The following is a 22,109-nucleotide window of genomic DNA, read 5'->3' on the forward strand; positions in this document are numbered from 1 at the left end:
CCGACGTTCAAGGCGTACCACGTCGAGGGCACGTCCTGGGACATCTGGGACCCGGTCGCCAACATCGTCGCGTCCTGTAACTACGCGGCCGACAAGTACGGCTCGATGGACAACGTCAACTCCGCCTACTGACCGGCGGAACCATACGAAGGCCGTGGGCGGCGTCCTCTCCGGGCGCCGCCCACGCCCGTCCCCCCCGTCCGCAGCCGCGCGGTTTCCGGCCGCCGCCCCGCGCGCAGTAATCGATATGGGGACACGGCGGAGGGGGAGGACGGCATGACGGTGATCGCCGGGCTCGTACACAACGGGCGCGTACACCTGGGCGGGGACTCGGCCGGAGTCGCGGGTCTGCGGATCACCGTCCGGCGGGACCCGAAGATCTTCCGCAACGGGCCGTACGTCATGGGCTTCACCACCAGTTTCCGCATGGGGCAACTGCTGCACCACGCGTTCCGGGCGCCGAAGCCCGCCGGAGCCGACCTGGACCGATTTATGACGACCGTCTTCGTCGACAAGCTGCGCAAGTGCCTGAAGGACGGCGGCTGGGCGCGCAAGGACGCGGAACAGGAGTGCGCCGGGACGTTCCTCGTCGGCATCGGCGGCCGGCTGTTCGCCGTCTACGGCGACTACCAGATAGCCGAGCCCGCCGACGGATACGCCGCCGTCGGCTGCGGGGACGGGTTCGCGCTCGGCGCCCTGCACGCCACGGCGGACCTCGGCCTGAAGCCCCGCGCCCGCCTGGAACGGGCCCTGTCGGCCGCCGGCCACCACAGCGCCGGGGTCTCGGCGCCCTTCAGCTACGTCGCCACACGCCGGCAGCCGGCCTGACCGGACGCCGCCCCGGCCACGCCCTCTGGTCACGCCCGCTCGCGGACGGCAGATTGGGGGCGGACCGGACGATCACGAACCACGGTGAGGTGAGCGGAGTGCGGCAACAGGACGAGGCGACGCGGCGCTACTACGAGAGCCGCGACGTGGACGTCTTCTACGACGTCGTATGGGGCGGCGAGGACATCCACACCGGCAGCTACGCCCACGAGGCGGAACCCGTCGCCGACGCGTCCCGGCGAACGGTGGAGCGGCTCGCCGAACGGTTGGCCGAACGGCTCGGCCCCGGGCGGCGCGTGCTCGACCTGGGATCCGGCTACGGAGGCACCGCCCGCTACCTGGCCGGGCGGTTCGGGTGCCGCGTCGTCGCCCTCAACCTCAGCGAGGAACAGAACGCACGGCACCGCGCGGTCAACGCCGAGCGCGGACTCGACGGACTCGTCGACGTCGTCACCGGCTCCTTCCACGACATCCCCAGCGACGACGGCGCGTTCGACGCCGTCTGCTCGCTGGAGGCGCTCTGCCACAGCGACGACCGCGCCCGCGCGCTGGCCGAGGCGACCCGCGTCCTGGCCCCGGGCGGCGTCCTGGCGTTCACCGACGTCATGGCCGCCGACGGCACACCCGACGACGTCCTGCGGCCCGTCATCGCCCGGCTCGGGGTCGACGCCCTGGCCACGCCGTCGTTCTACCGGGAACGGCTGACGGCGCTCGGCCTGCACGCCGTCGGCTTCGACGACGACAGCCAGCAACTCGTGCGCCACTACGACCGGCTGACCGAGGAGACCCGGGCCCGGAAGGAAACCCTCCGCGACCTCATCAGCCCCGACTACCTCCAAGGGCTGCTCGACAACCTGCCGCAGTGGGCGGACGCGGCCCGGCACGGACGGCTCCGCTGGGGCATCTTCCACGCACGGCGGGGGACGGACACGCCGTGAGACGGGCGGTCCCGGCCGGACCGAGGCGGCACCCGCTCCGGGCCCCGCCCGGTGCGACGGCGTGACCGATTCCGCCACCCCGGCTCACTGGACGGCCCCGGCGCGGCTCCGCCAGGATGCCGCCTGCGGAGCGACGCGCCACCGCGTCACTCCCCGGACGTGCGAAGGGGTTCGAGCCGATGCGAAGAATTCTCCGCGGCCTGGTCGCCGGGGTGGCCGCCGCCCTGGTGGCGACGGCCGTACCCGCCACCACCAGCGCACAGGAACGCCGGGAGCCCAAGGCGCCACCCGAGTTCGTCGCCCTCCGGGACGTCGATCCCACCATCCTGCAGGAGATGCGCTACCTCACCCGCCACAACTTCACCGGCGAGCGGATCGACGGCTACCGGCAGCCCCTGTGCGTCGTGACCCGCGACGCCGCCGTCGCGCTGCGCCGGGCCCAGCGGTCCTTCCTCCGGCGGGGGTACTCCCTCAAGGTCTACGACTGCTACCGGCCCCAGCGCGCCGTCGACCACTTCGTCCGGTGGGCCGAGGACCTCGGCGACCAGCGGATGAAGGCGGAGTTCTACCCGCGCGTCGACAAGACGCGGCTGTTCGAGGACGGCTACATCGCGGCCAAGTCCGGGCACAGCCGGGGGAGTACGGTCGACCTGACCCTGGTCCGGCTGCCCGCGCTCCCCACCCGCCCGTACATCCCCGGCGAGCCGCTGACCCCGTGCCACGGCCCGAAGCGGGACCGCTTCCCGGACAACTCCCTGGACATGGGCACCGGGTTCGACTGCTTCGACACCCTGTCGCACACCCTCGACCCACGCGTCGTCGGCACCCAGCGCGCCAACCGCCTGCTGCTCAAGGACGGCCTGGAGAAGGCGGGCTTCCACAACCTCCCGGAGGAGTGGTGGCACTACACCTTCCGGCCCGAGACCTTCCCGGACACCTACTTCGACTTCCCCGTCACCCGGCGCTCGCTCCGCCCGGCCGGCTAGCGAACGCCCGCGTGCGTCGGGCGCCGGCCGGGCGGCGCCCGCCTTGACCTCAAGAGTGATCGAGGTCGTAGCGTCCGTCCCCCGAACGTCGACACGACAGATGGGGGATCCCGTCATGGCACACATGGAGTACTCGCACACCGACGCCGGCCTGCTCCGGCAGCCCGTGGGCTACTGGAGCTGGGCGGCCTACAAGGCCACCGTCGGCCGGACCCGCGCCGCCCTCGCGGACATCGGCACCACGCAGCCCCAGTGCTGGATCCTGGAGCAGATCGCGCGCGCCGAGAACGCCCCCTCGCGCGCCGAGGTGTGCGGCGTCCTGGAGGGCTACCTCGACACGGGAGCCCAGGCCGTCGCGGCGGAGATCGACGAGACGGTGGCCCGCGGCTGGGTCGCCGAGGACGGCGAGGGGCGGCTGCGCCTCACCGCGGAGGGGCGGGCGTTCCGCGAGAAGACCGCCGTCCTCCAGGGCGAACTGTGGGCGGAACGGCACCGGGACATCTCCGACGAGGAGTACCTGACCACCCTCAAGGTGCTGCAGCGGTTCATCCACAACACGGGGGGACATGCCTGGCACCAGTGACGGGCCGGCCGCCGCCGCGAGCATCCCGCCACCGCCACCGCCACCGCCCACCGCCACCCGCCGGCGTACCGGCCGCGCGCCCCGGACCGTGACGGCGGGGGTTGCCCCCACCCCCCGTTCGGGGGCCCACTCCAGTGATCAGGTCTCCACCGCCGCCTAGCGTGAATCGCGGAAACCTCCCCGGGCGGCCGGCCAGGCCGCCCCGGCGCGGAGGAACGCCGGGACCCTGGTGAAGGAGACGCGATGACATCCCTGCGCAGAGCCGCCGCCGCGCTGACGGCCGCCGCCTGTCTGTCCGCCCTGCCCGCCGCCGCCCGGGCGGACACCGGACCGGACAGTGGCGGCGGCTCCGCCGGGCTCGCTCGCTACCACCAGCAGCGGCCGGACTGGAAGAGCTGTCTCCTGGGGCCGGACGACGAGACCGGCCGGGCACTGGAACGGGCGGGCGCCCGCTGCGCCACGATCTCCGTGCCCCTGGACTACTCCGACCCCGACGGCCGCACCATCACCCTCGCCCTCTCCCGTATCAAGGCCACCGACACCGCCCACCGGGCCGGGGCGCTCCTCGTCAACAGCGGCGGTCCCGGCGGCGCCTCCCTCGACCTCGCGGCCGGCGTCCGCGAGGCCATGAAGGACGTCGGCGCCCGCTACGACGTCATCGGCCTCGACCCGCGCTTCGTGGGCCGCAGCACCCCGCTGGACTGCGGCTGGCCCACCGGCACCTGGATCCGCTCCGCCGGCTCGGGTCCCGGGACGTTCGAACGGCAGGCCGCGTTCCAGCGCGACCTGGCCGAGCGCTGCGCCCGGACGGCGGGCGACGTCCTGCCGCACATCACCACTCGCAACACCGCCCGCGACATGGACGTCGTCCGCGCCGTCCTCGGCGAGCGGCGGATCTCCTATCTGGGCTACTCCTACGGCACCTACCTCGGCACCGTGTACACCCAGATGTTCCCCGGCCGCACCGACCGGGTCGTCCTCGACGGCGCCATCAGCCCACGCGACTACGGCCCGCGGATGCTGACCACGATGCTCGGCGCCAACGAGCGCGCCCTGGACCACTGGGCCGACTGGGCGGCGCGCCGCGACGCCCGGTACGGGCTCGGCCGCACCCGCGGCCAAGTCCTCGACACCGTCGGGGACATCGTCCGCTCGGCCGCCCGCCGCCCGCTCGTCCTGGGCACCGGCGCGCGGACGTACCGGGTCGACGACACCGTCGTCCCGTTCCTCCTCTTCGGCGCCCTGGCCGACGACCGGGACCCCGCCCGGGCCGCCCTCGCCGACTCGGTCGCCGCGCTCCGGCAGGCCGCGCGCGGCAGGGCCGTCGAAGCGCCGGAAGGCCTGGCCGAGAGCCTCGCCGCCACCATGACCGACGCGGAGTCGGCGTCGGCGAGCGCCCAGGCGGCGATCCTGTGCGGTGACATCCCCGCACCGCGCGACCCCGAGACGTACCGGCGCGCGGTCGAGGACTCCCGCGCCGCGCACCCGCTGTTCGGCCCGCTCGCGCACAACACCAACCCGTGCGCCTTCTGGCCGCGACCGCCGCGCGAACAGCCCACCCGGGTCACCAACGACGCCCGCGCCCTGATCGTCGCCGCCACGGGTGACCCGCGCACCACCTACGACAGCAGCCGGCACCTCCACGGCCTGCTGCCGTCCTCCCGGCTGCTGACCGTCGAGGGGGCGGAGCACCACGGCCTGTTCGGCGAGTACGGCAACGCGTGCGTCGACGGCCGGGTGAACGCCTACCTCGCCACCGGCCGCCTCCCGGCGTCCGACGGGGTCTGCCCGAAGTAACCCGGGCCGTGCCGGGCGGACGGCCGCATCCGGGCCCCCGCCACCTTTCGCCAACCGGCCCCTCGCCCCTCGCCTCCGCGCACCGGCGGCGAGGGGCCTCCGCCCTTCCCGCCGCGGGTGCCGGGCCTGACGGCCGGGCCCGCGCGGCCCCGTTGCGGCCGTCCGCTTCCCACGGCACCCTGAAGGGCCCATGGAGACAGGTACGCTCACCGTTCCCGGCGCCGAGATCCACTACGAGGTACGCGGAGCGGGTCCGCCCCTCCTGCTGATCAACGGCGGCGACGGGGACGCCGCCATGTTCGGACCGCTGGCCCGCCTGATGGCCGAGGACCACACCGTCGTCACCTTCGACCCGCGCGGCAACTCCCGCAGCCGCCTCACGGCCCCGCCCCGGGAGCAGACGATCGAGGACCGCGGCCACGACGCCCGCCTGATGCTGGACGAGGTCGCCGCCGGACGGCCGGCGTACGTCTTCGGCACCAGCTACGGCGCCATGACCGGCATGGACCTGCTGGCCCGCCACCCCGGCCGGGTACGGGCCCTCGTCGCCCACGAACCGTTCGTCGTCGACCTGCTGCCCGACGCGGACCGCTGGCACGCCCTGTTCCGCGAGATCCACGATCTGTACCGGCGCGAGGGACCGCAGACGGTGCTCCGCAGGCTCGCCGACGAGATCGGTCTCGAAGCCGCGCCCGAACCGGACGCGGCCCTGCCCCCTGCCGCGCGGGAGATGCTGGCCCGCGTCCAGGCCAACGGCGCGGTGTGCCTGGAGTACGAACTCCGCTCCCTCACCCGCTTCCGCCCTGACACCGAGGCGCTCCGCGCGGGCCGGTGCCTCCTGGTGACCGGCGAGGAGCGGCCCCGGACCGCCCTGCACCGTACGACGGAGGCCCTGGCGGAGCTGCTGGGCGCGGGCGTCACGGAGTTCCCGGGCGGTCACGTCGGCTACCTGACGCACCCGGCGGAGTTCGCCGCGGCCCTGCGGGCGGCCTTCGCACGCTGACGGTCCAGACGGTCCACCGGAGACGTCCGCGGCCTCCGGCGCCGCCCCGAGGGGCCGCCGCGCCTTGCCGCCGCACCGGTGTTGGGGGACTCTGGCGGCCCACGCCCACGCCCACCCCCCCCGCCCTCGACACCGGGACCGCCCCGGGGAAGGACGCCCGGCATGGCCCCCCGCACCCAGGACGCGCCGCCGCCCGCCGAGCCCGTGCCCCTGCACCGGCTCGGCGTCCCGGCCGGCCGCCTGCCGCCCTTCGCCATGGGCTCGTTCGACACCTTCGGCCCGGACTCCCACGCCGGATACCCCCACCGGCACACCTTCCACGAGATCGTCTACGTCACCGCGGGCACCGGCACCCACGTCGTCGACCTCGTCCCCCACCCGCTGCGCCCACCCCACCTGTGCCTCGTGCTGCCCGGGCAGGTGCACTACTGGGAGCACGCGACGGGCCTCACGGGCGTACTCCTGCTGTTCACCGACGACTTCCTGCTCTCCCGCCCCGGGGACCGGCAGCTGCTGCGCGCGCTGGGGGAGCGGCGGGTGCCACGGCTGCCCACCGGCCCGGACGGCGGTGACACGGCCGGGATCGGCGCCCTGGTGGGGGCCATGGAACGCGAGTTCACCGCCCGCGCCGACGGTTACGTCTCCGTGCTGGAGGCATACCTGCACATCCTGCTCGTCCGCGCCCTGCGGCTGGCCGGGGAGCGGAGACCCGAGGCGGACGCGGGCCGTTCCGCCGAGGTCGCCAGGGAGTTCGGCGCGCTGCTCGCCGAGACGGCCGGGGCCGGGGGCGCGGTCCGCGCCTACGCCGACCGGCTCGGTGTGTCCGTCGGCCACCTCATCGAGTCCGTCAAGCAGGCCACCGGCCGGACGCCCGGCGAGCTGATACGGGCCGCCCGCACCCTGGAGGCCAAACGGCTGCTCACCGGCTCCGGCCTGAGCGTCGTCCAGATCGCCCGGCGCGTGGGCTTCGCCGACCCCGCCTACTTCTGCCGCTTCTTCCGGCGTGAGACCGGCGTCAGCCCCGGCGACTTCCGCCGAACCGGGGGCGGGAGACTGCCGGAGTAAACACCACGTTCGCCGAACGCAGTGCATCGATCCGTCCCGTCCGCCGCTCTAGGTTCCTCACCGCACAGACGAAAACGCGTCCGGCGAAAACGCGTCCGGCGAAAACGCGTCCGGCGAAAGCGCGGACAGCCGTCCGCGTCCACAGCCGACCGCACGGACAGGCGACTGCGCGCTCGGACGACCAAGCGCCCACCCGAGGAGGCGGAACCATGACGGAAGAGAACCTGCCCACCGGCGGCGAGGCGGCCGACGGCGGCGACAGCGGCGACGTCGGCGACGCGACGGAACGGCGGCACGTCAGCCGCAAGACCGTGCTCAAGGCGGCTCTCCTGGCCGTCCCCCTGCCCGCCCTGCTCGGCGGCGGCGTCGCCCTGGCCCGGGACCACCGACCCACGGACGCGCCGCTGCCCCCCACCCCGTACTGCGACGACGGGGACGAGCCCACCCCGCCGCAGATGGAGGGCCCCTACTTCAAACCGAGTTCGCCGGAGCGCGCCTCCCTGCTCGAACCCGGTATGCGCGGCACCCGGCTCACGGTCTCCGGATACGTCTTCGGGGCGACCTGCCGGCCCGTCGCCCACGCCCTGCTGGACTTCTGGCAGGCCGACAACGCCGGGGCCTACGACAACCGCGGCTACCGGCTCCGGGGACACCAGTACACCGACGCACGCGGGGCGTTCACCCTCACGACCATCGTGCCCGGCCTCTACCCCGGGCGCACCCGCCACCTCCACGTCAAGGTCCAGGCGCCGGGCGGGCCCATCCTCACGACGCAGCTGTACTTCCCCGGCGAACCCCGCAACCAGACCGACTCCCTCTTCGACCCGCGGCTGCTCATGACGGTCCGCCAGGCGGGACCCGCCAAGGAGGCCGCCTTCGACTTCGTCGTCACCCCCGGCGGGCCCGGCGCGGCGCGGAGACGCTGACCGCGGCCCCCACGGCCGGCGGGGCGCGCCGTACATCGGCGGCGGCGCGCCCCGCCGGCCCGCGACCGGAGAGGGGCTCCGGTACGGTTCGATCACGTGACCACCGAGGGGGTTTCCGATGACGAACCAAGCCGACCGGCCTTTCCGCTTCGCCGTCAACATGTTCAGCGCGGGCACGGCCGCCGACTGGCGCGCCAAGTGCCGCCGGGCCGAGGAACTGGGCTACGACGTGATCCTGGTGGCCGACCACCTGGGCATGCCGGCCCCGTTCCCCTTCCTCGCGGCCGCCGCCGGGGCCACCGAGCGGCCCCGGCTGGGCACGTACGTGCTCAACGCCGGCTTCTGGAACCCGGCCCTGCTCGCCCGCGAAGTGGCCACGGCCGACCAACTGACCGGCGGACGGCTGGAGCTGGGCCTCGGCACCGGCTACGTGCGAGCCGAGCACGAGAGCGCCGGGCTGCCCTTCGGCTCGCCGCGCGAGCGCGTGGACCACCTGGCCCACACCGTGACCGAGGTCGGCCGGCTGCTCGCCGACCCGGGACACATGCCCGCGGCCGTCCAGCCCCGCGTCCCGGTGGTGATCGGCGGCAACGGCGACCGCGTCCTGCGCACGGCCGCCCGGCACGCCACCACCATGGCCTTCACCGGGGGCGGCACCGGCCCCGACGGGACGCCGCGCCTGCTGGCCCCCGCCGCCCTGGAGGAGCGCGTCGCCGCCTACCGCCGCTTCGAAGCCGAACGGCCGGCCGAACTCGCCCCCGCCGAGCTCAATTTCCTGGTCCAGGTCGTGACCGTCGACGGTGACCCCCTCGCCCGGCGGGGCGACCTGATGGGGGACACCGCCCACCTCACGGACGAGGAGCTGTCGGACCACCCCGCCCTCCTGTCCGGCCCGGCCGAGGACATCGCCGCCCGCCTGCACGCCCACCGCGCACGCTACGGCTTCAGCTACTTCACGATCCTGGAGCCGTACATGGAGGAGTTCGCGCCCGTGCTGGAGTACCTGCGCGCCTGACCGGCCGACGGCGATGGCGGAGGCGGATACGGTCGGCGAACCGGCGGATCCCCGCGGCGCCTTCACCGGCCCGCACGGGTGGCCGGCGCGTCCCGGCACCGGACGCCCGGGGCCGCGTGCGGGGTCACGGGCCGGTCCGGGGCACCACCCGCATCCGGATGTCGTCCGCCGCCCAGAGCACGAAGCGTTCGACGGGCACCACCTCGTGCCCGGGCTCGGGCCGGAAGCGGAACCGCTTCAGCAGGACGGCGAGGATCAGCTCCGCCTCCACCATCGCCAGCCGGGCGCCCTCGCAGCCGCGCGGACCGAGGCCGAAGGGGACGTAGGCGAGCCGGGGCCGCCGGGCCGTCTCCTCCGCGGTGAACCGCTCGGGGACGAACTTCTCCGGGTCGGGCCAGACGTCGGGGTTCAGGTGCACGGCTTGGAACGGGTAGAAGACCGTCGTCCCGGCGGGGATCTCGTAGTCGCCCAGGGTGAGGGGCTCCGTCGTCCGCCGGGCGCCGTACGGGCCGGGCGGACAGAGCCGCATCGCCTCTTTGAGGACCATGGTCAGGTACGGGAGCCGCCGCAGGTCCGCGTAGGCGGGCGCCGCCCGGTCGCCGAGCACGCGGTCGAGCTCGGCGGCGACGCGCCCGGCCGCCTCGGGGTGGCGGCCCAGCAGGTGCAGGGTCCACGAGACGGCCACCCCGGTCGTGTGATGGGCGGCCAGCAGCGTCACCATGACGGTGTCGCGGATCCGCGCCGGGCTCTCGCCGGCGTCCACGAGCGCCCGGATCAGATCGCTCCGGCCGCCGGCGCCGCCGTGGCGGTGCGCCGTGACGACCTCGTCGACCACCGTCCGCAGGTGACCGAGCGCCTCCCGGGCCCGCTCCTCGCCGTCCCGCTCCTCGCCGTCCCGTTCACCGCCGTCCCGTTCCCGCCCCGGGGCCCGGTAGAGCCGGCCCAGGTGCTCGGTCAGCACGACCTCGAACGCCTCGACGGCGCGTTCGGGGTCGACGGCGTCGCCTCCCAGCGCGTACGCGCAGATCATCCGCAACGACAGTGTGGTGAGCTCCCGCTGCAGGCAGACGGCCTCACCGCCCGCCCGCTCCGCCCACCGGTCGGCGAGCTCCGTCACCAGCTCGGTGAACCGGGGGAAGTGCCGCTCGTGGGACGGGCGCCCGGCCAGGACCGACAGCATCAGCCGCCGCCACGGCGCGTGTTCGCCGGCCGGCATCACCTGGAGGTTGCCCGTCTCGAAGAACGGGTCGAGGAAGGCGAACAGTCCCTCCGGCCGCTCGTCCAGGTGCTCCGTGGCCTCCAGCAGCACCGGATCGGCGACCGAGACGGCGCTCTCCGCCCCCGGCAGCCGGAACCGCACGACCGGCCCGTACGCGGCGTGCAGCCGCATCTGGTAGGCGTGCAGCCCGCCCGCCGCCGCGACGGCCGCGCCACCGCCGTCGGCGTCCGGCTCAGGACCGGGAATCTCCGCCACCGGCACCCCTCCTCACTCGCCGCCCGCCAGTATCGGCGCCCGCCGCGCCGCCGGCCAGGGGGCGTGGGCGGGCGAGGACCGGCCGCGACGCCGGACGGGCTGGCGGGCGCCGGGGTGGTCCCGGGGCGGACGGGCCGTCACGAGGTGGCGCGGAAAGCCCTGCGGTACGCGCTGGGAGTGGTGCCCAGGGCGGCGAGGAAGCGCCTGCGGAGGTTGGTGGCGGAGGAGAGGCCGGTGCGCCGGGCGACGGCGTCCACCGCCAGGCCGGTGGTCTCCAGCAGCTCACGGGCGGCGGCGATCCGCCGGGCGAGCAGCCACTGCCCCGGGCTGGTGCCGAGCTGCTCGGCGAAGCGGCGGGCGAGGGTCCGGGTGGAGCAGCCGGCGTGGGCGGCCAGGCGGGCGACGGTCAGCGGTTCGTCCAGCCGGGCGGCGGCCCAGTCCAGGAGCGGTGCCAGCGAGCCGTCGATCTGGGCGGGCCGGGGCGGGGCCGCGTACTGCGACTGCCCGCCCTCCCGGTGCGGCGGCATCACCATGCTCCGGGCGACGTGCGCGGCGTAGCCGGCGCCGTGGTCGGCGCGCACCAGGTGCAGGCACAGGTCGATCCCGGCCCCGGAGCCCGCGCTGGTGGCGACGTCGCCGTGGTCGACGTACAGCACGTCGGGCTCCAGGCGGACGGCCGGGAAGCGCGCGGCGAACTCCTCGGCCCGCGCCCAGTGGGTGGTCGCCGAACGGCCGTCGAGGAGGCCCGCGTACGCCAGGGCGAAGGCGCCGGTGCAGATGCCGACCAGGCGCGCGCCGCGCCCGTGCGCCCGCCGCAGGGCCCGGACGACGTCGTCCGAGGGCGGCTCGCCGACGGGCAGCCGGCCGGGGACGACCACGGTGTCGGCCCGGTCGAGGGCGTCGAGCCCCGCCGTGACGACCATGTCGTACCCGGCGAGCGTGGCGACGGGCCCCGGGCGCTCGGCGCACACCTCGAAGCGGTACCGGGCGGGCAGGCCGGACCGCTCGACGCCGAACACGTCCGCCGCGCAGGCGAGTTCGAAGGTCGACTGCGGCGGGTGGACGAGTGCCGTGACGCGATGCATGGCAGAAAAGTACCGCAGCGCGTCAAACGAGACACTGGGCGGAGGGCCACAGGCGGACCAGGCTTGCCTCCATGACGAACGAGACAGCACAGATCACCGGCAGCGGCGACGGGACGGCCGTGACGGGCGGGCACGTGCCCGGCTACGTGTGGACCGCCGCGCGGGACGTCCCGGCCCGCGAGATCTTCCCCGGCATCCGGCAGCGGTCGCTCTGGCGCGGCGCGAACGGCGCGTCGGCGCACGTCGTGGAGCTGGACCCCGGGGCGTGCTGGGAAGGGCTCGACGTCCACGAGCCGGGCCCGGAGGAGGTGTTCGTCGTCTCCGGCGTCTTCAACGACGGCGAACGCGACTACCCGGCCGGAACCTTCCTGCACGCCCCCGCCGGCTCCTCCCACATCCCGCAGACGACGACAGGCTGCGTCCTTTTCGTCTTCTACCCGGAGGGCTAGGCCGCCCGGGGCGACCGGCCCGCGCCCACGGCGCCAGGCGCGGGCCGGTAGCCTCACGCGGTGAACGGCGGACGCACAGGTGTCCGCACGATGAACCACCCCAGGAGGACCAGCGATGGCGCTCGAGCACGACCGGGCCGCCCAGCGCGGCGAGGAGATCCTCGCCGTTTTCGACACCGCGTTCGCGCAGCTGCTGGCGGCCGACCCGGCCGCCTTCCGGGTGAAGTTCCGGAAGATGGCCGCCTCCGCCTTCGCCTTCTACCGGGGCACCGCCTGCCTCTTCTACCACGACCTGGCCCACGAGCGGGACGCCGGACCGTACCTCGACGACCGCACCTCCCGCGTGTGGATCCACGGCGACCTGCACGCCGAGAACTTGGGCACGTACATGGACGCGGGCGGCCGCCTGGTCTTCAACGTCAACGACTTCGACGAGGCCTACGTCGGCCCCTTCCTCTGGGACCTCAAGCGCTTCGCCGCCTCCGTGGCCCTGCTGGGCCACGCCAAGGCGCTCAGCGACGCCACCATCACGGAGCTGGTCCGGATCTACGCCGCCGCGTACCGCGAGCGTATCCACGCCCTGGCCACCGGCGCGAAGGACGACGAGGTCCCGCCCTTCACCCTCGACACCGCGCAGGGCCCGCTCCTCGACGCCCTCCGCGAGGCCCGCGCCCGCACCCGCTTCGGCCTCCTCGCGACCATGACCGAGATCCGCGACCACGACCGGCGCTTCCTCGACGGCGGCGGCTCGATACCGCTGGACGCCGCCACGCGCGCCAAGGTCCTCGACGCCTTCGAGGGCTACCTGGAGACCCTGCCCGACAGCAGCCGGGTCCGGCCCGACTCCCACCGCGTCAAGGACGTCGTCGGCCGCCGCGGCATCGGCATCGGCAGCGCCGGCCTCCCCTCCTACAACATCCTCCTGGAGGGCAACAGCGACGCGCTGGAGAACGACGTCGTCATCTACATGAAGCAGGCGCAGACCCCCGCGGTCTCCCGGCACGTCACCGACCCGGCCGTGCGCGCCTACTTCCGGCACGAGGGCCACCGCACGGTGATCTCCCAGCGCGCCCTCCAGGCCCACGCCGACCCGTGGCTCGGCTGGACCGAGCTCGACGGCGCCGGACAGCTGGTCGCCGAGGTCTCGCCGTACGCCGTCGACCTCGACTGGTCCGACATCGACGACCCCGAGGAGATCGCGGCCGTCGTCGCCGACCTCGGCCGCGCCACCGCCGCCATGCACGCCGCCGCCGACGACACCAGCGGCCACTCCCTGGTGCCGTTCTCCACCGAGCGCGCCATCGACGCGGCGATCGCCGCCGACGAGAAGGGCTTCGCGGAGCTCCTCACCGACTTCGCCCACGGCTACGGCGCCCGGGCCCGCGAGGACCACCAGATCTTCGTCGACCTGTTCCGCAACGGACGGATCCCGGGGCTGTAACCGGATCCCTCCACGCGACACGCGGCCGCCCGCCCCGGGACATCCGACATCCCGGGGCGGGCGGCCGCGTTCCGGTAGGCAGGCGGGCGTCCAGGGCCTGACGGACCCCCAGGGGGGCTGCTTTCGGCCTTTTCGGCGCGGTGCTGCCCCGGTCGCGCTGAGTCGGGGTCCGCACCTGATCAACCACCGGTAACCCCGGGGCGCCGGACGCTCCCGATCCGCCGTCCCCGCCCGCGCCGCCGCACGCCAACTCGGCTCAAAACAACAGTTTGTAGGGCAATAGCCACGGGGAGTTATGCGTTCGGTTCAAGATCCTTAGCGGGGGAGCGGCCCGTGAAACCGCTCCCGCCCGCTCATACCGAACAGGAGCCGCCACATGCTGCCCGCGATGCCAGAAGACGCCCGCGAACGATTCCTCGCCGCCCCGCGCGTCGGCGTCCTCGGGGTCGCCGACCCCCGGGGCGGCGACCGGGCCCCGCTCGTGGTGCCCGTCTGGTACGGGTACGAGCCGGGCGGCGAGGTCGTCGTCGAGACCGGCCGGGAGACCGTCAAGGCCCGACTGCTGCGCGCCGCCGGGCGGTTCAGCCTCTGCGTGCAGGACGAACGCCGCCCGTACCGCTACGTCAGCGTCGAGGGGCCGGTGACCGCGGTCGAGGACCCCGTCGACCCGGCCGTGCGCGAGGCCCTGGCCCACCGCTACCTCGACCCCGAGGAGGCCCGCGCCTACCTCGCGGCCACGACGGCGCAGCTGAAGGACGACATCGTCTTCCGCATGCGCCCGCAGCGCTGGCGCACCGCCGACTTCGCCGCGTTCGCGGCCGACTTCGCCGGTGCCCCGGAGGGCGCGGCACCGGACGCCGGCTGACGCGCCGGGGGACCCGCCTTCGCTGCCGCGCCCGGGGGCCCGCCCCCGCTGACGCGCCCGGGGCCCGCCCCCCGCGCGACCCGCACCCACGTACCACCCACCGCGCAAGGCGGCAGAGCGCGCCCAGGAGGGCCGACGCCCCGCCCCGCGCAACCCGAGCCGGAAGGACCCATGACCGACACCGACGTTTCGTTACCCCCGAAGGCCCCGCACCTCCGTACCCGCCCTGGACAGGCGCCCGGAGCCGCCCCCGCCCCCGGCTACCCGCGCGACCGGCTCGTCGCCGAGCTGTTCACGGCCCAGGCGGCCGCCCGGCCGGACGCCCTCGCCGCCGTGCACGGCGAACGCTCCCTCACCTACGGCCGGCTCGACGCCCGCTCCGACGCCCTGGCGGCACGCCTGCGCTCGCACGGCGTCCGCCCCGGCGAGCTGGTGGGCGTGTGCGGCGGCCGTTCCCCGGAAGCGCTGGTGGCGCTGCTCGGCATCCTCAAGGCCGGCTGCGCGTACGTCCCGCTGGACGAGGACCTGCCGCCGGCCCGGCTGCGGGCCATGGCCGAGGACGCGGGTCTCCGGGCCGCCGTCACCCTGCCCGGCAGCGAGCGCCCGGTGCGCGGACTGCGCGTGAGCATCGCCCTCGACGACGACGGGACCGACGCCGCCCCCGACGGCCCCGCAGCGCCGGCCGGCACCGCGTCCCGCGTTCCGACGGCGGCCGACGCCGCCTACGTGGCCTTCACCTCCGGCACCACCGGCCGCCCCAAACCCGTGGCCATACCGCACCGGGGCGTCGTCCGCCTCGTGCTCTCCGACCCCGAACTGCCGCCGCCCGGGCCGGACGACCGGGTCCTGCACGCCTACGGCCTGTCCTCCGACGCCTCGACGATAGAGATCTGGAGCGCCCTGCTCACCGGCGCCTGCCTGGTCATCGCCGACCGGGCGGAACTCCTCTCGCCCACCGCCCTGGAGGAGCTGCTGCGCACGCGGCGGGTGACGGTCGCGTACCTGACGACGAGCGTCTTCCACCTCCTCGCCCGGACCCGGCCCGAGGCCCTGTCGGGGTTGCGGTTCGTATCGGCCGGCGGCGAGGCCATGGACCCCCGCCTCGCCGACGCCGTCCTGACGGCCTGCCCCGGCACCACCGTGGTCAACTTCTACGGCCCGACCGAGAACTCGGTGGTCTCCACCGCCCACGTACTGGGCCCGCTGCCCGAGGACGCAGAACAGGTGCCCCTGGGCCGCCCCTTCGGCGCCTCCACCTGCCACGTCCTGCGGGCCGACGGCACACCGGCGGCACCCGGCGAGGAGGGCGAGCTGTACGTGGGCGGCGACGGGCTCGCCCTCGGATACCTCGGCGACGCGGCGCTGACCGCCGAGCGGTTCGTGACCCTGCCCGCCGTCGAGCCGGACGGCCCGCTCTACCGGACCGGCGACCGGGCGGTCCGCACGCCCGACGGACTCCTGGAGTACCGGGGACGGCTGGACCGGCAGGTGAAGGTGCGCGGCGCGCGCGTCGAACTCGACGAGGTCGAGGCACGGCTGCGGGCCCACCCGGCGGTCGGCGAGGCCGTCGTCGAGGCCGAGGAGGGCGCGCTCACCGCGTACGTCACCCCCGCCGACCACGGCCGGCCGCTGCCCGTACCCGAACTGCGCGCCTACTGCGCGCAGTGGCTGCCCCCGCAGGCCGTCCCGGCCCTGATACCGATGGACCGGCTGCCGGTGACCAGCGGCGGCAAGGTGGACCGCGCCCGGCTGAGGACCGCGGCCCCGGCCCCCGCGCGCAAGACGGCCGAACCCGCGGCGGAAGGGCTGCTCGGCGTCCTCGCCGAGATATGGCAGCAAGTGCTGCGCGTCCGGCCCGCACCCCACGACCACTTCTTCCACCTCGGCGGCGACTCGCTGCTCGCCTCCGAGGCCGTCACCCGCACCCTCGCCGTCCTCGGCCTGGACGCCGCCCACGGCTCCGGCCTCGTCAGGGCCCTGCTGGCCGCCCCCACCCTGGAGGGCTTCGCGGCGGCCGTCCGCGCTGCGCGCCACGGCACCGCCGGAACGGCCGGGCCCGCCGTCGACTTCGCCAAGGAGGCCGAGCTCGGCTTCGACCTCCCGCCCGCCACCGGCCCCGCCCCGCACCCCGAGGACCCGCGGCACGTCCTGCTCACAGGCGCCTCCGGGTTCGTCGGCGCCTTCCTCCTCGACCGGCTGCTGCGCTCGACCCGCGCCCGCGTCCACTGCCCGGTCCGGGCGTCGAACCGGACGCACGCCGAACGCCGGGTGCGCACCGCCCTCGCCCGCTACGGGCTGCACCCCGACGAGGCCGCCTGGCGGCGGGTCGAGTGCTTCCCCGGCGACCTCGCCGAACCCGCCCTGGGCCTGCCCGCCGAGCACGCGGCCGGCCTCTCCCGCACCCTGGACCTCGTCGTGCACAACGGAGCCCAGGTCAACTTCCTCTACCCGTACGAGGAACTGCGGGCGGCCAACGTCGACGGCACCCGCGAGGTCGTGCGCATCGCCGCACCCCGCCGGGTCCCGGTGCACTTCGTCTCCACCGTCGCCGTCGTCGCCGGCTTCGGCGCGGCCGGGGTCCGCGAGGTGAACGAGGACCTGCCGCTCGACCACGCCGACGCCCTGACCATGGGCTACGCCGAGAGCAAATGGGTCGCCGAGGGCGTCCTGCGGGACGCGGCCGGTCAGGGGCTGCCGGTGGCCGTCCACCGGCCGTACGAGGTGACGGGCGACGCGGCGTACGGCGTCTGCAACACCGAGACGGCCATCTGCTCCCTGATCAAGACGGTCGCCGACACCGGACTCGCTCCCGACATCGAACTGCCCATGGACTTCGTCCCGGTGGACCACCTCGCCGCGGCCGTCGTCCACATCGCCACCCACCGGCCGGCCGACGGCCGCGTCCACCACCTCACCAACCCGCGCCCGGCCATGTTCGCCGACGTCCTGGAGCGGATGCGCGCCGCCGGCTACACCCTGCGGACGCTGCCCTACGACGAGTGGGTCGCCGCCCTGGTACGCCACGTCGCCGCGCACCCCACGGCCGCCACGGCCCCGTTCGTGTCGCTGTGCGTCGACCGCGGCCGCACCGTGGACATGTCCGTCAAGGAGATGTACCTCAAGGACACCTTCCCGGTGCTGGGCCGGCGCAACGCCGAGGCGGCGCTGGCCGACAGCGGGCTCGTCTGCCCGCCCGTCGACGCCGCCCTGATCGACCGCTACCTGGAGTACTTCTTCACCTCCGGCTACCTCACCCGTCCCGCCACCGGCCCTTCGGAGCAGACCGCATGAGCGACACCGAGACCGCCGAGACCGCCGAGACCCTCGATATCGCCGACACCACCGAGACCCCTGAGACCACCGGGGCCTCTGCGACCGCCGCAGCCGTGATGGACGTCCCCGCCCCCGAGCCCGGCAGCGCCGGATCCCCGTGCGCCTACGCCCGGCTGCGCGCCGAACGGCCCGTCGTCAAGGCGCGGCTCCCCAACGGCGAGACGGGATGGCTGCTCAGCCGATACGAGGACGTGCGCGCCGCCTTCGCCGATCCCCGCCTGATCCGCCCCCTGCTCTCGGCCTGGCCGCCCCGCGAGGGCGCCGACGCGCCGCCGCCCTGCCTGCCCACGTTCCTGGAGATGACGGGCGAGCACCACGAGCGGGTCCGCCGCGCCGTCCTCCCGCTGTTCGGCCGCCGGCGGCTGGAGTTCATGGCCCCCCGCGTCCGGGCCATCGCCGGGGAACTCCTCGACGCGATGGTGGCCGGGGCGCCGGACGGCACGGCGGACCTCGTCCCCGCGTTCGTCGAACCGCTGCCGCTGCGGGTGCTGTGCGAGACCGTCGGCCTGCCCTACGAGGACCGCGACGTCTACCTGCCGCACACCCTCGCCCTGCTCGGCGCCTCCGGGCTGACGATGGACGAGGTGCTGGCCGCGCTGTACGCGCTCCAGGACTACGCGTCCGACCTCATCGACCGCAAGGAGCGGGACGGCGGAGGCCACGAGCAGGGAGGGGAGCAAGGGAAGGAAGGGCAAGGAGGGGACTACATCCGCCTGCTGCTGGCGGAGAGCCGCCGGCCGGACAGCGGCCTGACGCGCGACGACGTCGTCAGCTTCGTCGTCACCATGCTGATGGCCGGCTACAAGACCAACATCCAGCACACCGGCAACGCCCTCCTCGCCCTGCTCAGCCGGCCGGACGAGCTGCGGCGGCTGCGGGAGCGGCCCGCGCTCATCGGCACGGCCGTGGAGGAGCTGCTGCGCCACGTGCCGCTGATGAACGCCATCAACATCCTCGTCGCCCGGGAGGACTTCACGCTGCACGGGCAGCGCATCCGGGCCGGCGACGCGGTCGTGCCCGTCCCCGCGGCGGCCAACCGCGACCCGGCGGCGTTCACCGACCCCGACCGGCTCGACCTCACCCGCTCGCCCAACGCCCACGTGGCGTTCGGCCACGGCCCGCACGCCTGCACCGGCGGCCACCTGACCCGCCTCCAGCTCGCCACCGCCATCGAGGTGCTGCTGGAACGGCTGCCCGGCATCGCACTGGCCGAGCCGGCCGCCGGACTCCCCTGGGACGAGTCGACCCCGCTGCGCGCGCCGGCCCGGCTGCCGGTGCGCTGGTGACGCCCGCCCCCGCCGTACCGCCCCGAGCCGAGGAGAGAGAGGCCCGCACCACCGTGAGCACCCCGCAGACACCCCTGACCGGCGACGGCCCGCGCACGGAGCCGCTGCCCCGCTATCCGTTCAGCACCAAGGGCGACCGGCTCGCCCCCGAGCTCACCGACCTGCGCGGCCGCTGCCCGGTGGCCAGGGTCCGCACCAACTCCGGCGGCGAGGCCTGGCTGGTCACCGGCTACGAACTCACCCGGCACGTGCTGCGCGACCGGAGCTTCGCCCGCTCCGTGCTGGGCGAGGCCGACAGCCCCACACAGGACGCCCCGATCCTGGCACCCGAACTGCTCGACGCCATGAACCACCTCCAACGGGCCGGACTACGCGACGAGGTGCTCCGGGCCCTCGGCCGCGACCAGCCGGACCTGCCGGCCGACTGGGTCGCCGAGGCCACCCGCGAGGGCCTGGACGCCATGGTCCGCCAGGGCGCGCCGGGCGACCTCCAGCACCACTTCGCCGAATGGGTCGCCGCCAAGTGCATGCTGCGCCTCCTCGGACTGCCCTTCGAGGACCGCTCCTGGCTCGCCCACCGCGCCGACGTCGACCTCACCATGGCGACGTACTCGGACGAGGAACTCGCCCGCAACTGGGAAGAGATCCGCGGCCATATGCACGCGCACATGGCCGCCCGCCGCCCGGGCGAGCCGCGCGGCCTGGCCGACCGCCTCGCCGACCTCAACGCCCGCCACCAGGGCCTGACCGACCGCCAGCTGTCCAACATCGTCGCCGTTCTCTTCGTCAGCGGCTACGAGGACTTCGCGAGCTTCCTGGGCGTGGCGGCGTTCAACCTCCTCCGGCGGCCGGACGTGATGAGGGCGCTGCGGGAACGGCCGGAGACGACGCCGCGGTGCGTGGAGGAACTGCTGCGGTGCGGCGTCGTCCTGGGCAACGCCATCCCGCGCTACGTCACCCGGGACACCGAGCTCGGGCCGGCCACCCTCAAGGAGGGGGACCTGGTCCTGCTGTCCCTGGACGCGGTCAACCACGACCCGGCCGCGTTCTCCGACCCCGAGACGTTCGACCCGGCGCGCTCGCCCAACCCCCACCTGCGGTTCGGCTACGGGCGCCACCACTGCCCCGGCGCCCACCTGGTACGCCGCCAGTCGGACACGGCGTTCCGCGTCCTCCTCGACCGGCTGCCGGGCCTCCGGGCGGCGGTCCCGGCGGACGAGGTGCCCTGGCATCCCGACCGCATGGCGATCATGCCGGCCGAGATCCGCGTCGTCTGGTAGGGAAACGGCCCCTGGAGGGCGCCGCCTCGTGGCCCGCCACGGGGCGGCGCCCTCGGTCAGCCCAGGTCGAACAGGTTAGGCCGGCCGGCCGCGTACCGGGCGCGGTCCCGGCGGTGGAACGGCTCCAGCTCCGGAGGCCGGTACAGCGGCCAGACGCGGCACGGCGCCGCCGGGGAACCGTCCGCCTCCAGCAGGGCGTTGACCGCGTGGCGGGCCGCCTCGTTGGCACCCTCCATCGTGGCGAGGTCGACGTCCGTGGCGACGTAGTCACCGGCCAGGAAGAAGTTCGGCACCGCCGTCCGGGCCGGCGGCCGGTCGAACCACGTGCCTACCGGATGGATGAACAACTGCTCGCGGTTGACCGGCGAAGGACCGCCCATGCCGGTGACCGCGGGGTCGATGAACCACGTGTGGACGTCCCCGTCGTCCAGGACCCGGCGGCCCGTGTCGTTCAACCCCGCCTTCAACTGTTCCCACACCTCCCGCGCCACCTCCTCGCGCGTACAGCGGACGGCCGGCTTCCCGTAGAGGATCCCGGGCTTGTGCCACTCCGAGACGCACACCGACAGGCAGTCGGCGACGCGGCCGTCGCCGTAGTCGGCGCGGAAGTCGCGGTCCGGCCAGAACTGGGCCTGGCTGATGGTCGTCAGGGCCCAGGGCGAGTCGACGTGGTTGGTGTGCCCGCGGAGGATGGGGGTGGGCTTCCGCAGGAAGTACTGCACGCCGACCATCCAGTCCGTGCGGAGCCGGTCGCAGCGCGCGAGCCGCGGGTCCGCCGCGCGCAGCTCCGGGCCCCAGGTGACGCGGGCGTGCTCGACGGGCAGGGCGCTGAGGTAGTGGTCGGCCGTGACGCGGCGGTCGGCCCCGCCGCGCGGGGACCGCAGCCGGACACCGGTGACCCGCCCGTCCCGGTACAGCACCTCCCGCACCTCGGCGCCCAGGACGAAGCGGACGCCGAGGGAACGCAGGTGCCGCACCCACGGGACGATCCACGCCTCGTCGGTCGGCGCGTTGAGGACGCGGTCGGGCTCCCCGTCGTTCCCCCGGGACACGATGTTGTACAGGAACGCCTGAATGATGCGGGCCACGGTGCGCGTGCTGGCCTGCTCGGCCTTGATGGCGACGAGGTTGCGGGTCATGCCGGTGCCGAGGATGTGCCGGTAGTCCCGCGACATCCGGTCGGCCCGGATGAAGTCCCACCACGGCACCCGCTCCCACTGCCCGAAGCGGCGCTGCTCACAGCTGGTGAGGTGGACCAGCAGCCGGTTCGCGAAGTAGGCGACCTCGGTCGGCGGCAGGTGCAGGACGGTGTCCAGCGCTGCGGTAAGGTCGCGCAGCAGGGCGTCCGGCCGCAGCGACCCCGGGTCCGGCGGGGCGAGTAGCGTACGGAAGGGCACCCTCGCGTCGGGACGGCCTCCGGTGCGGACCAGCAGGCCGTCGGTCGCGTTCACCAGGTTGTCGTGCACCGTCCCGGAACCGCCCGGGAGCGGGATGCGCCGCATGGTGTCGGGAAGGTTGCGGTAGAAGCCCGGGAAGAACCGGAAGCCGTGCTCGCCCGGCAGGGGACGCCGGCCGCCGACGCCCGTCCCCGGCACGTACTTGCTGCGGGCCTTGCCGCCCAGCGAGGCCTCGCGTTCGTAGACGGTCACCCGGTAGCCGCGCTCGGCGAGCTCCTGCGCCGCGCTGAGCCCGGCGACACCGCCCCCGAGGACGGCCACGTCCCGCCCCGGGCCCGCCCGCCCGCCGGCCCCGGCC

General features: G+C 74.8%; 17 protein-coding genes and 2 pseudogenes. 16 read left to right on the forward strand and 3 right to left on the reverse strand.

The window, feature by feature from the left end; all coding sequences use genetic code 11:
- From ACSNOK_RS14565 to ACSNOK_RS14610, 10 genes and pseudogenes are all read left to right on the forward strand, one after another.
- Nucleotides 1-132 (forward strand): annotated as a pseudogene (locus tag ACSNOK_RS14565) (transglycosylase SLT domain-containing protein); the annotation flags it as partial.
- Between the two features lie 144 nt (nt 133-276).
- On the forward strand, nt 277-828 hold the full coding sequence (locus ACSNOK_RS14570; protein ID WP_436781075.1) for a hypothetical protein: 552 nt from the start codon (nt 277-279) through the stop codon (nt 826-828).
- A 98-nt stretch (nt 829-926) separates the two neighbouring features.
- A complete protein-coding gene (locus tag ACSNOK_RS14575) occupies nt 927-1,766 on the forward strand; it encodes an SAM-dependent methyltransferase (RefSeq protein ID WP_436781076.1) in 840 nt (279 codons plus the stop codon).
- Between the two features lie 179 nt (nt 1,767-1,945).
- Nucleotides 1,946-2,752, forward strand: coding sequence for a M15 family metallopeptidase (locus ACSNOK_RS14580; protein WP_436781077.1), 807 nt, complete (start codon nt 1,946-1,948; stop codon nt 2,750-2,752).
- A 124-nt stretch (nt 2,753-2,876) separates the two neighbouring features.
- Nucleotides 2,877-3,335 (forward strand): MarR family transcriptional regulator, encoded by a 459-nt coding sequence (locus ACSNOK_RS14585; protein ID WP_436781091.1) that lies wholly within the window; start codon nt 2,877-2,879, stop codon nt 3,333-3,335.
- Between the two features lie 243 nt (nt 3,336-3,578).
- Nucleotides 3,579-5,132 (forward strand): alpha/beta hydrolase, encoded by a 1,554-nt coding sequence (locus ACSNOK_RS14590; RefSeq protein ID WP_436781078.1) that lies wholly within the window; start codon nt 3,579-3,581, stop codon nt 5,130-5,132.
- A 190-nt stretch (nt 5,133-5,322) separates the two neighbouring features.
- Nucleotides 5,323-6,135: an alpha/beta fold hydrolase gene (locus ACSNOK_RS14595; protein ID WP_436781079.1), complete on the forward strand. Its 813-nt coding sequence runs from the start codon at nt 5,323-5,325 to the stop codon at nt 6,133-6,135.
- Nucleotides 6,136-6,297: 162 nt separating this feature from the next.
- A complete protein-coding gene (locus ACSNOK_RS14600) occupies nt 6,298-7,200 on the forward strand; it encodes a helix-turn-helix domain-containing protein (protein WP_436781080.1) in 903 nt (300 codons plus the stop codon).
- Between the two features lie 209 nt (nt 7,201-7,409).
- Nucleotides 7,410-8,108: pseudogene (locus ACSNOK_RS14605) on the forward strand (dioxygenase); the annotation flags it as partial.
- Between the two features lie 136 nt (nt 8,109-8,244).
- The gene (locus ACSNOK_RS14610) at nt 8,245-9,141 is read left to right on the forward strand and encodes a TIGR03621 family F420-dependent LLM class oxidoreductase (RefSeq protein WP_436781081.1); all 897 of its coding nucleotides are present in this window, start codon (nt 8,245-8,247) and stop codon (nt 9,139-9,141) included.
- Nucleotides 9,142-9,265: 124 nt separating this feature from the next.
- Here ACSNOK_RS14610 and ACSNOK_RS14615 read toward each other — a convergent pair whose 3' ends face one another.
- Together ACSNOK_RS14615 and ACSNOK_RS14620 are read right to left on the reverse strand one after the other, a co-directional pair.
- Complete coding sequence (locus ACSNOK_RS14615; RefSeq protein WP_436781082.1) at nt 9,266-10,615, reverse strand: cytochrome P450; 1,350 nt, start codon at nt 10,613-10,615, stop codon at nt 9,266-9,268.
- Between the two features lie 137 nt (nt 10,616-10,752).
- Nucleotides 10,753-11,700 (reverse strand): GlxA family transcriptional regulator, encoded by a 948-nt coding sequence (locus tag ACSNOK_RS14620; RefSeq protein ID WP_436781083.1) that lies wholly within the window; start codon nt 11,698-11,700, stop codon nt 10,753-10,755.
- Between the two features lie 71 nt (nt 11,701-11,771).
- On the opposite strand from ACSNOK_RS14620, the gene ACSNOK_RS14625 reads away from it, so the two are divergent.
- The 6 genes from ACSNOK_RS14625 to ACSNOK_RS14650 all read left to right on the forward strand — a co-directional run bounded on the left by ACSNOK_RS14625 (nt 11,772) and on the right by ACSNOK_RS14650 (nt 20,354).
- A complete protein-coding gene (locus tag ACSNOK_RS14625) occupies nt 11,772-12,149 on the forward strand; it encodes a cupin domain-containing protein (protein ID WP_436781084.1) in 378 nt (125 codons plus the stop codon).
- Between the two features lie 115 nt (nt 12,150-12,264).
- Entirely contained in the window at nt 12,265-13,590 is a 1,326-nt protein-coding gene (locus ACSNOK_RS14630) for a DUF2252 domain-containing protein (protein ID WP_436781085.1), read from the forward strand.
- A gap of 388 nt (nt 13,591-13,978) precedes the next feature.
- Nucleotides 13,979-14,455 carry a pyridoxamine 5'-phosphate oxidase family protein gene (locus ACSNOK_RS14635; RefSeq protein WP_436781086.1) on the forward strand — a complete coding sequence of 159 codons (477 nt, stop codon included), beginning with the start codon at nt 13,979-13,981 and terminating at the stop codon, nt 14,453-14,455.
- Between the two features lie 171 nt (nt 14,456-14,626).
- Entirely contained in the window at nt 14,627-17,746 is a 3,120-nt protein-coding gene (locus tag ACSNOK_RS14640; protein WP_436781087.1) for an amino acid adenylation domain-containing protein, read from the forward strand.
- Complete coding sequence (locus tag ACSNOK_RS14645) at nt 17,743-19,074, forward strand: cytochrome P450 family protein (protein ID WP_436781088.1); 1,332 nt, start codon at nt 17,743-17,745, stop codon at nt 19,072-19,074. The genes ACSNOK_RS14640 and ACSNOK_RS14645 overlap by 4 nt, the downstream gene beginning before the upstream one ends.
- Nucleotides 19,075-19,127: 53 nt before the next feature.
- Nucleotides 19,128-20,354 (forward strand): cytochrome P450, encoded by a 1,227-nt coding sequence (locus ACSNOK_RS14650; protein WP_436781089.1) that lies wholly within the window; start codon nt 19,128-19,130, stop codon nt 20,352-20,354.
- 56 nt (nt 20,355-20,410) lie between these two features.
- Here the strand turns inward: ACSNOK_RS14650 and ACSNOK_RS14655 are convergent.
- A partial coding sequence (locus tag ACSNOK_RS14655; protein WP_436781090.1) for a hydroxysqualene dehydroxylase occupies nt 20,411-22,109 on the reverse strand: 1,699 nt, incomplete at its 5' end.

This window comes from Streptomyces sp. URMC 126 (assembly GCF_051386555.1).
Lineage (GTDB): Bacteria > Actinomycetota > Actinomycetes > Streptomycetales > Streptomycetaceae > Streptomyces.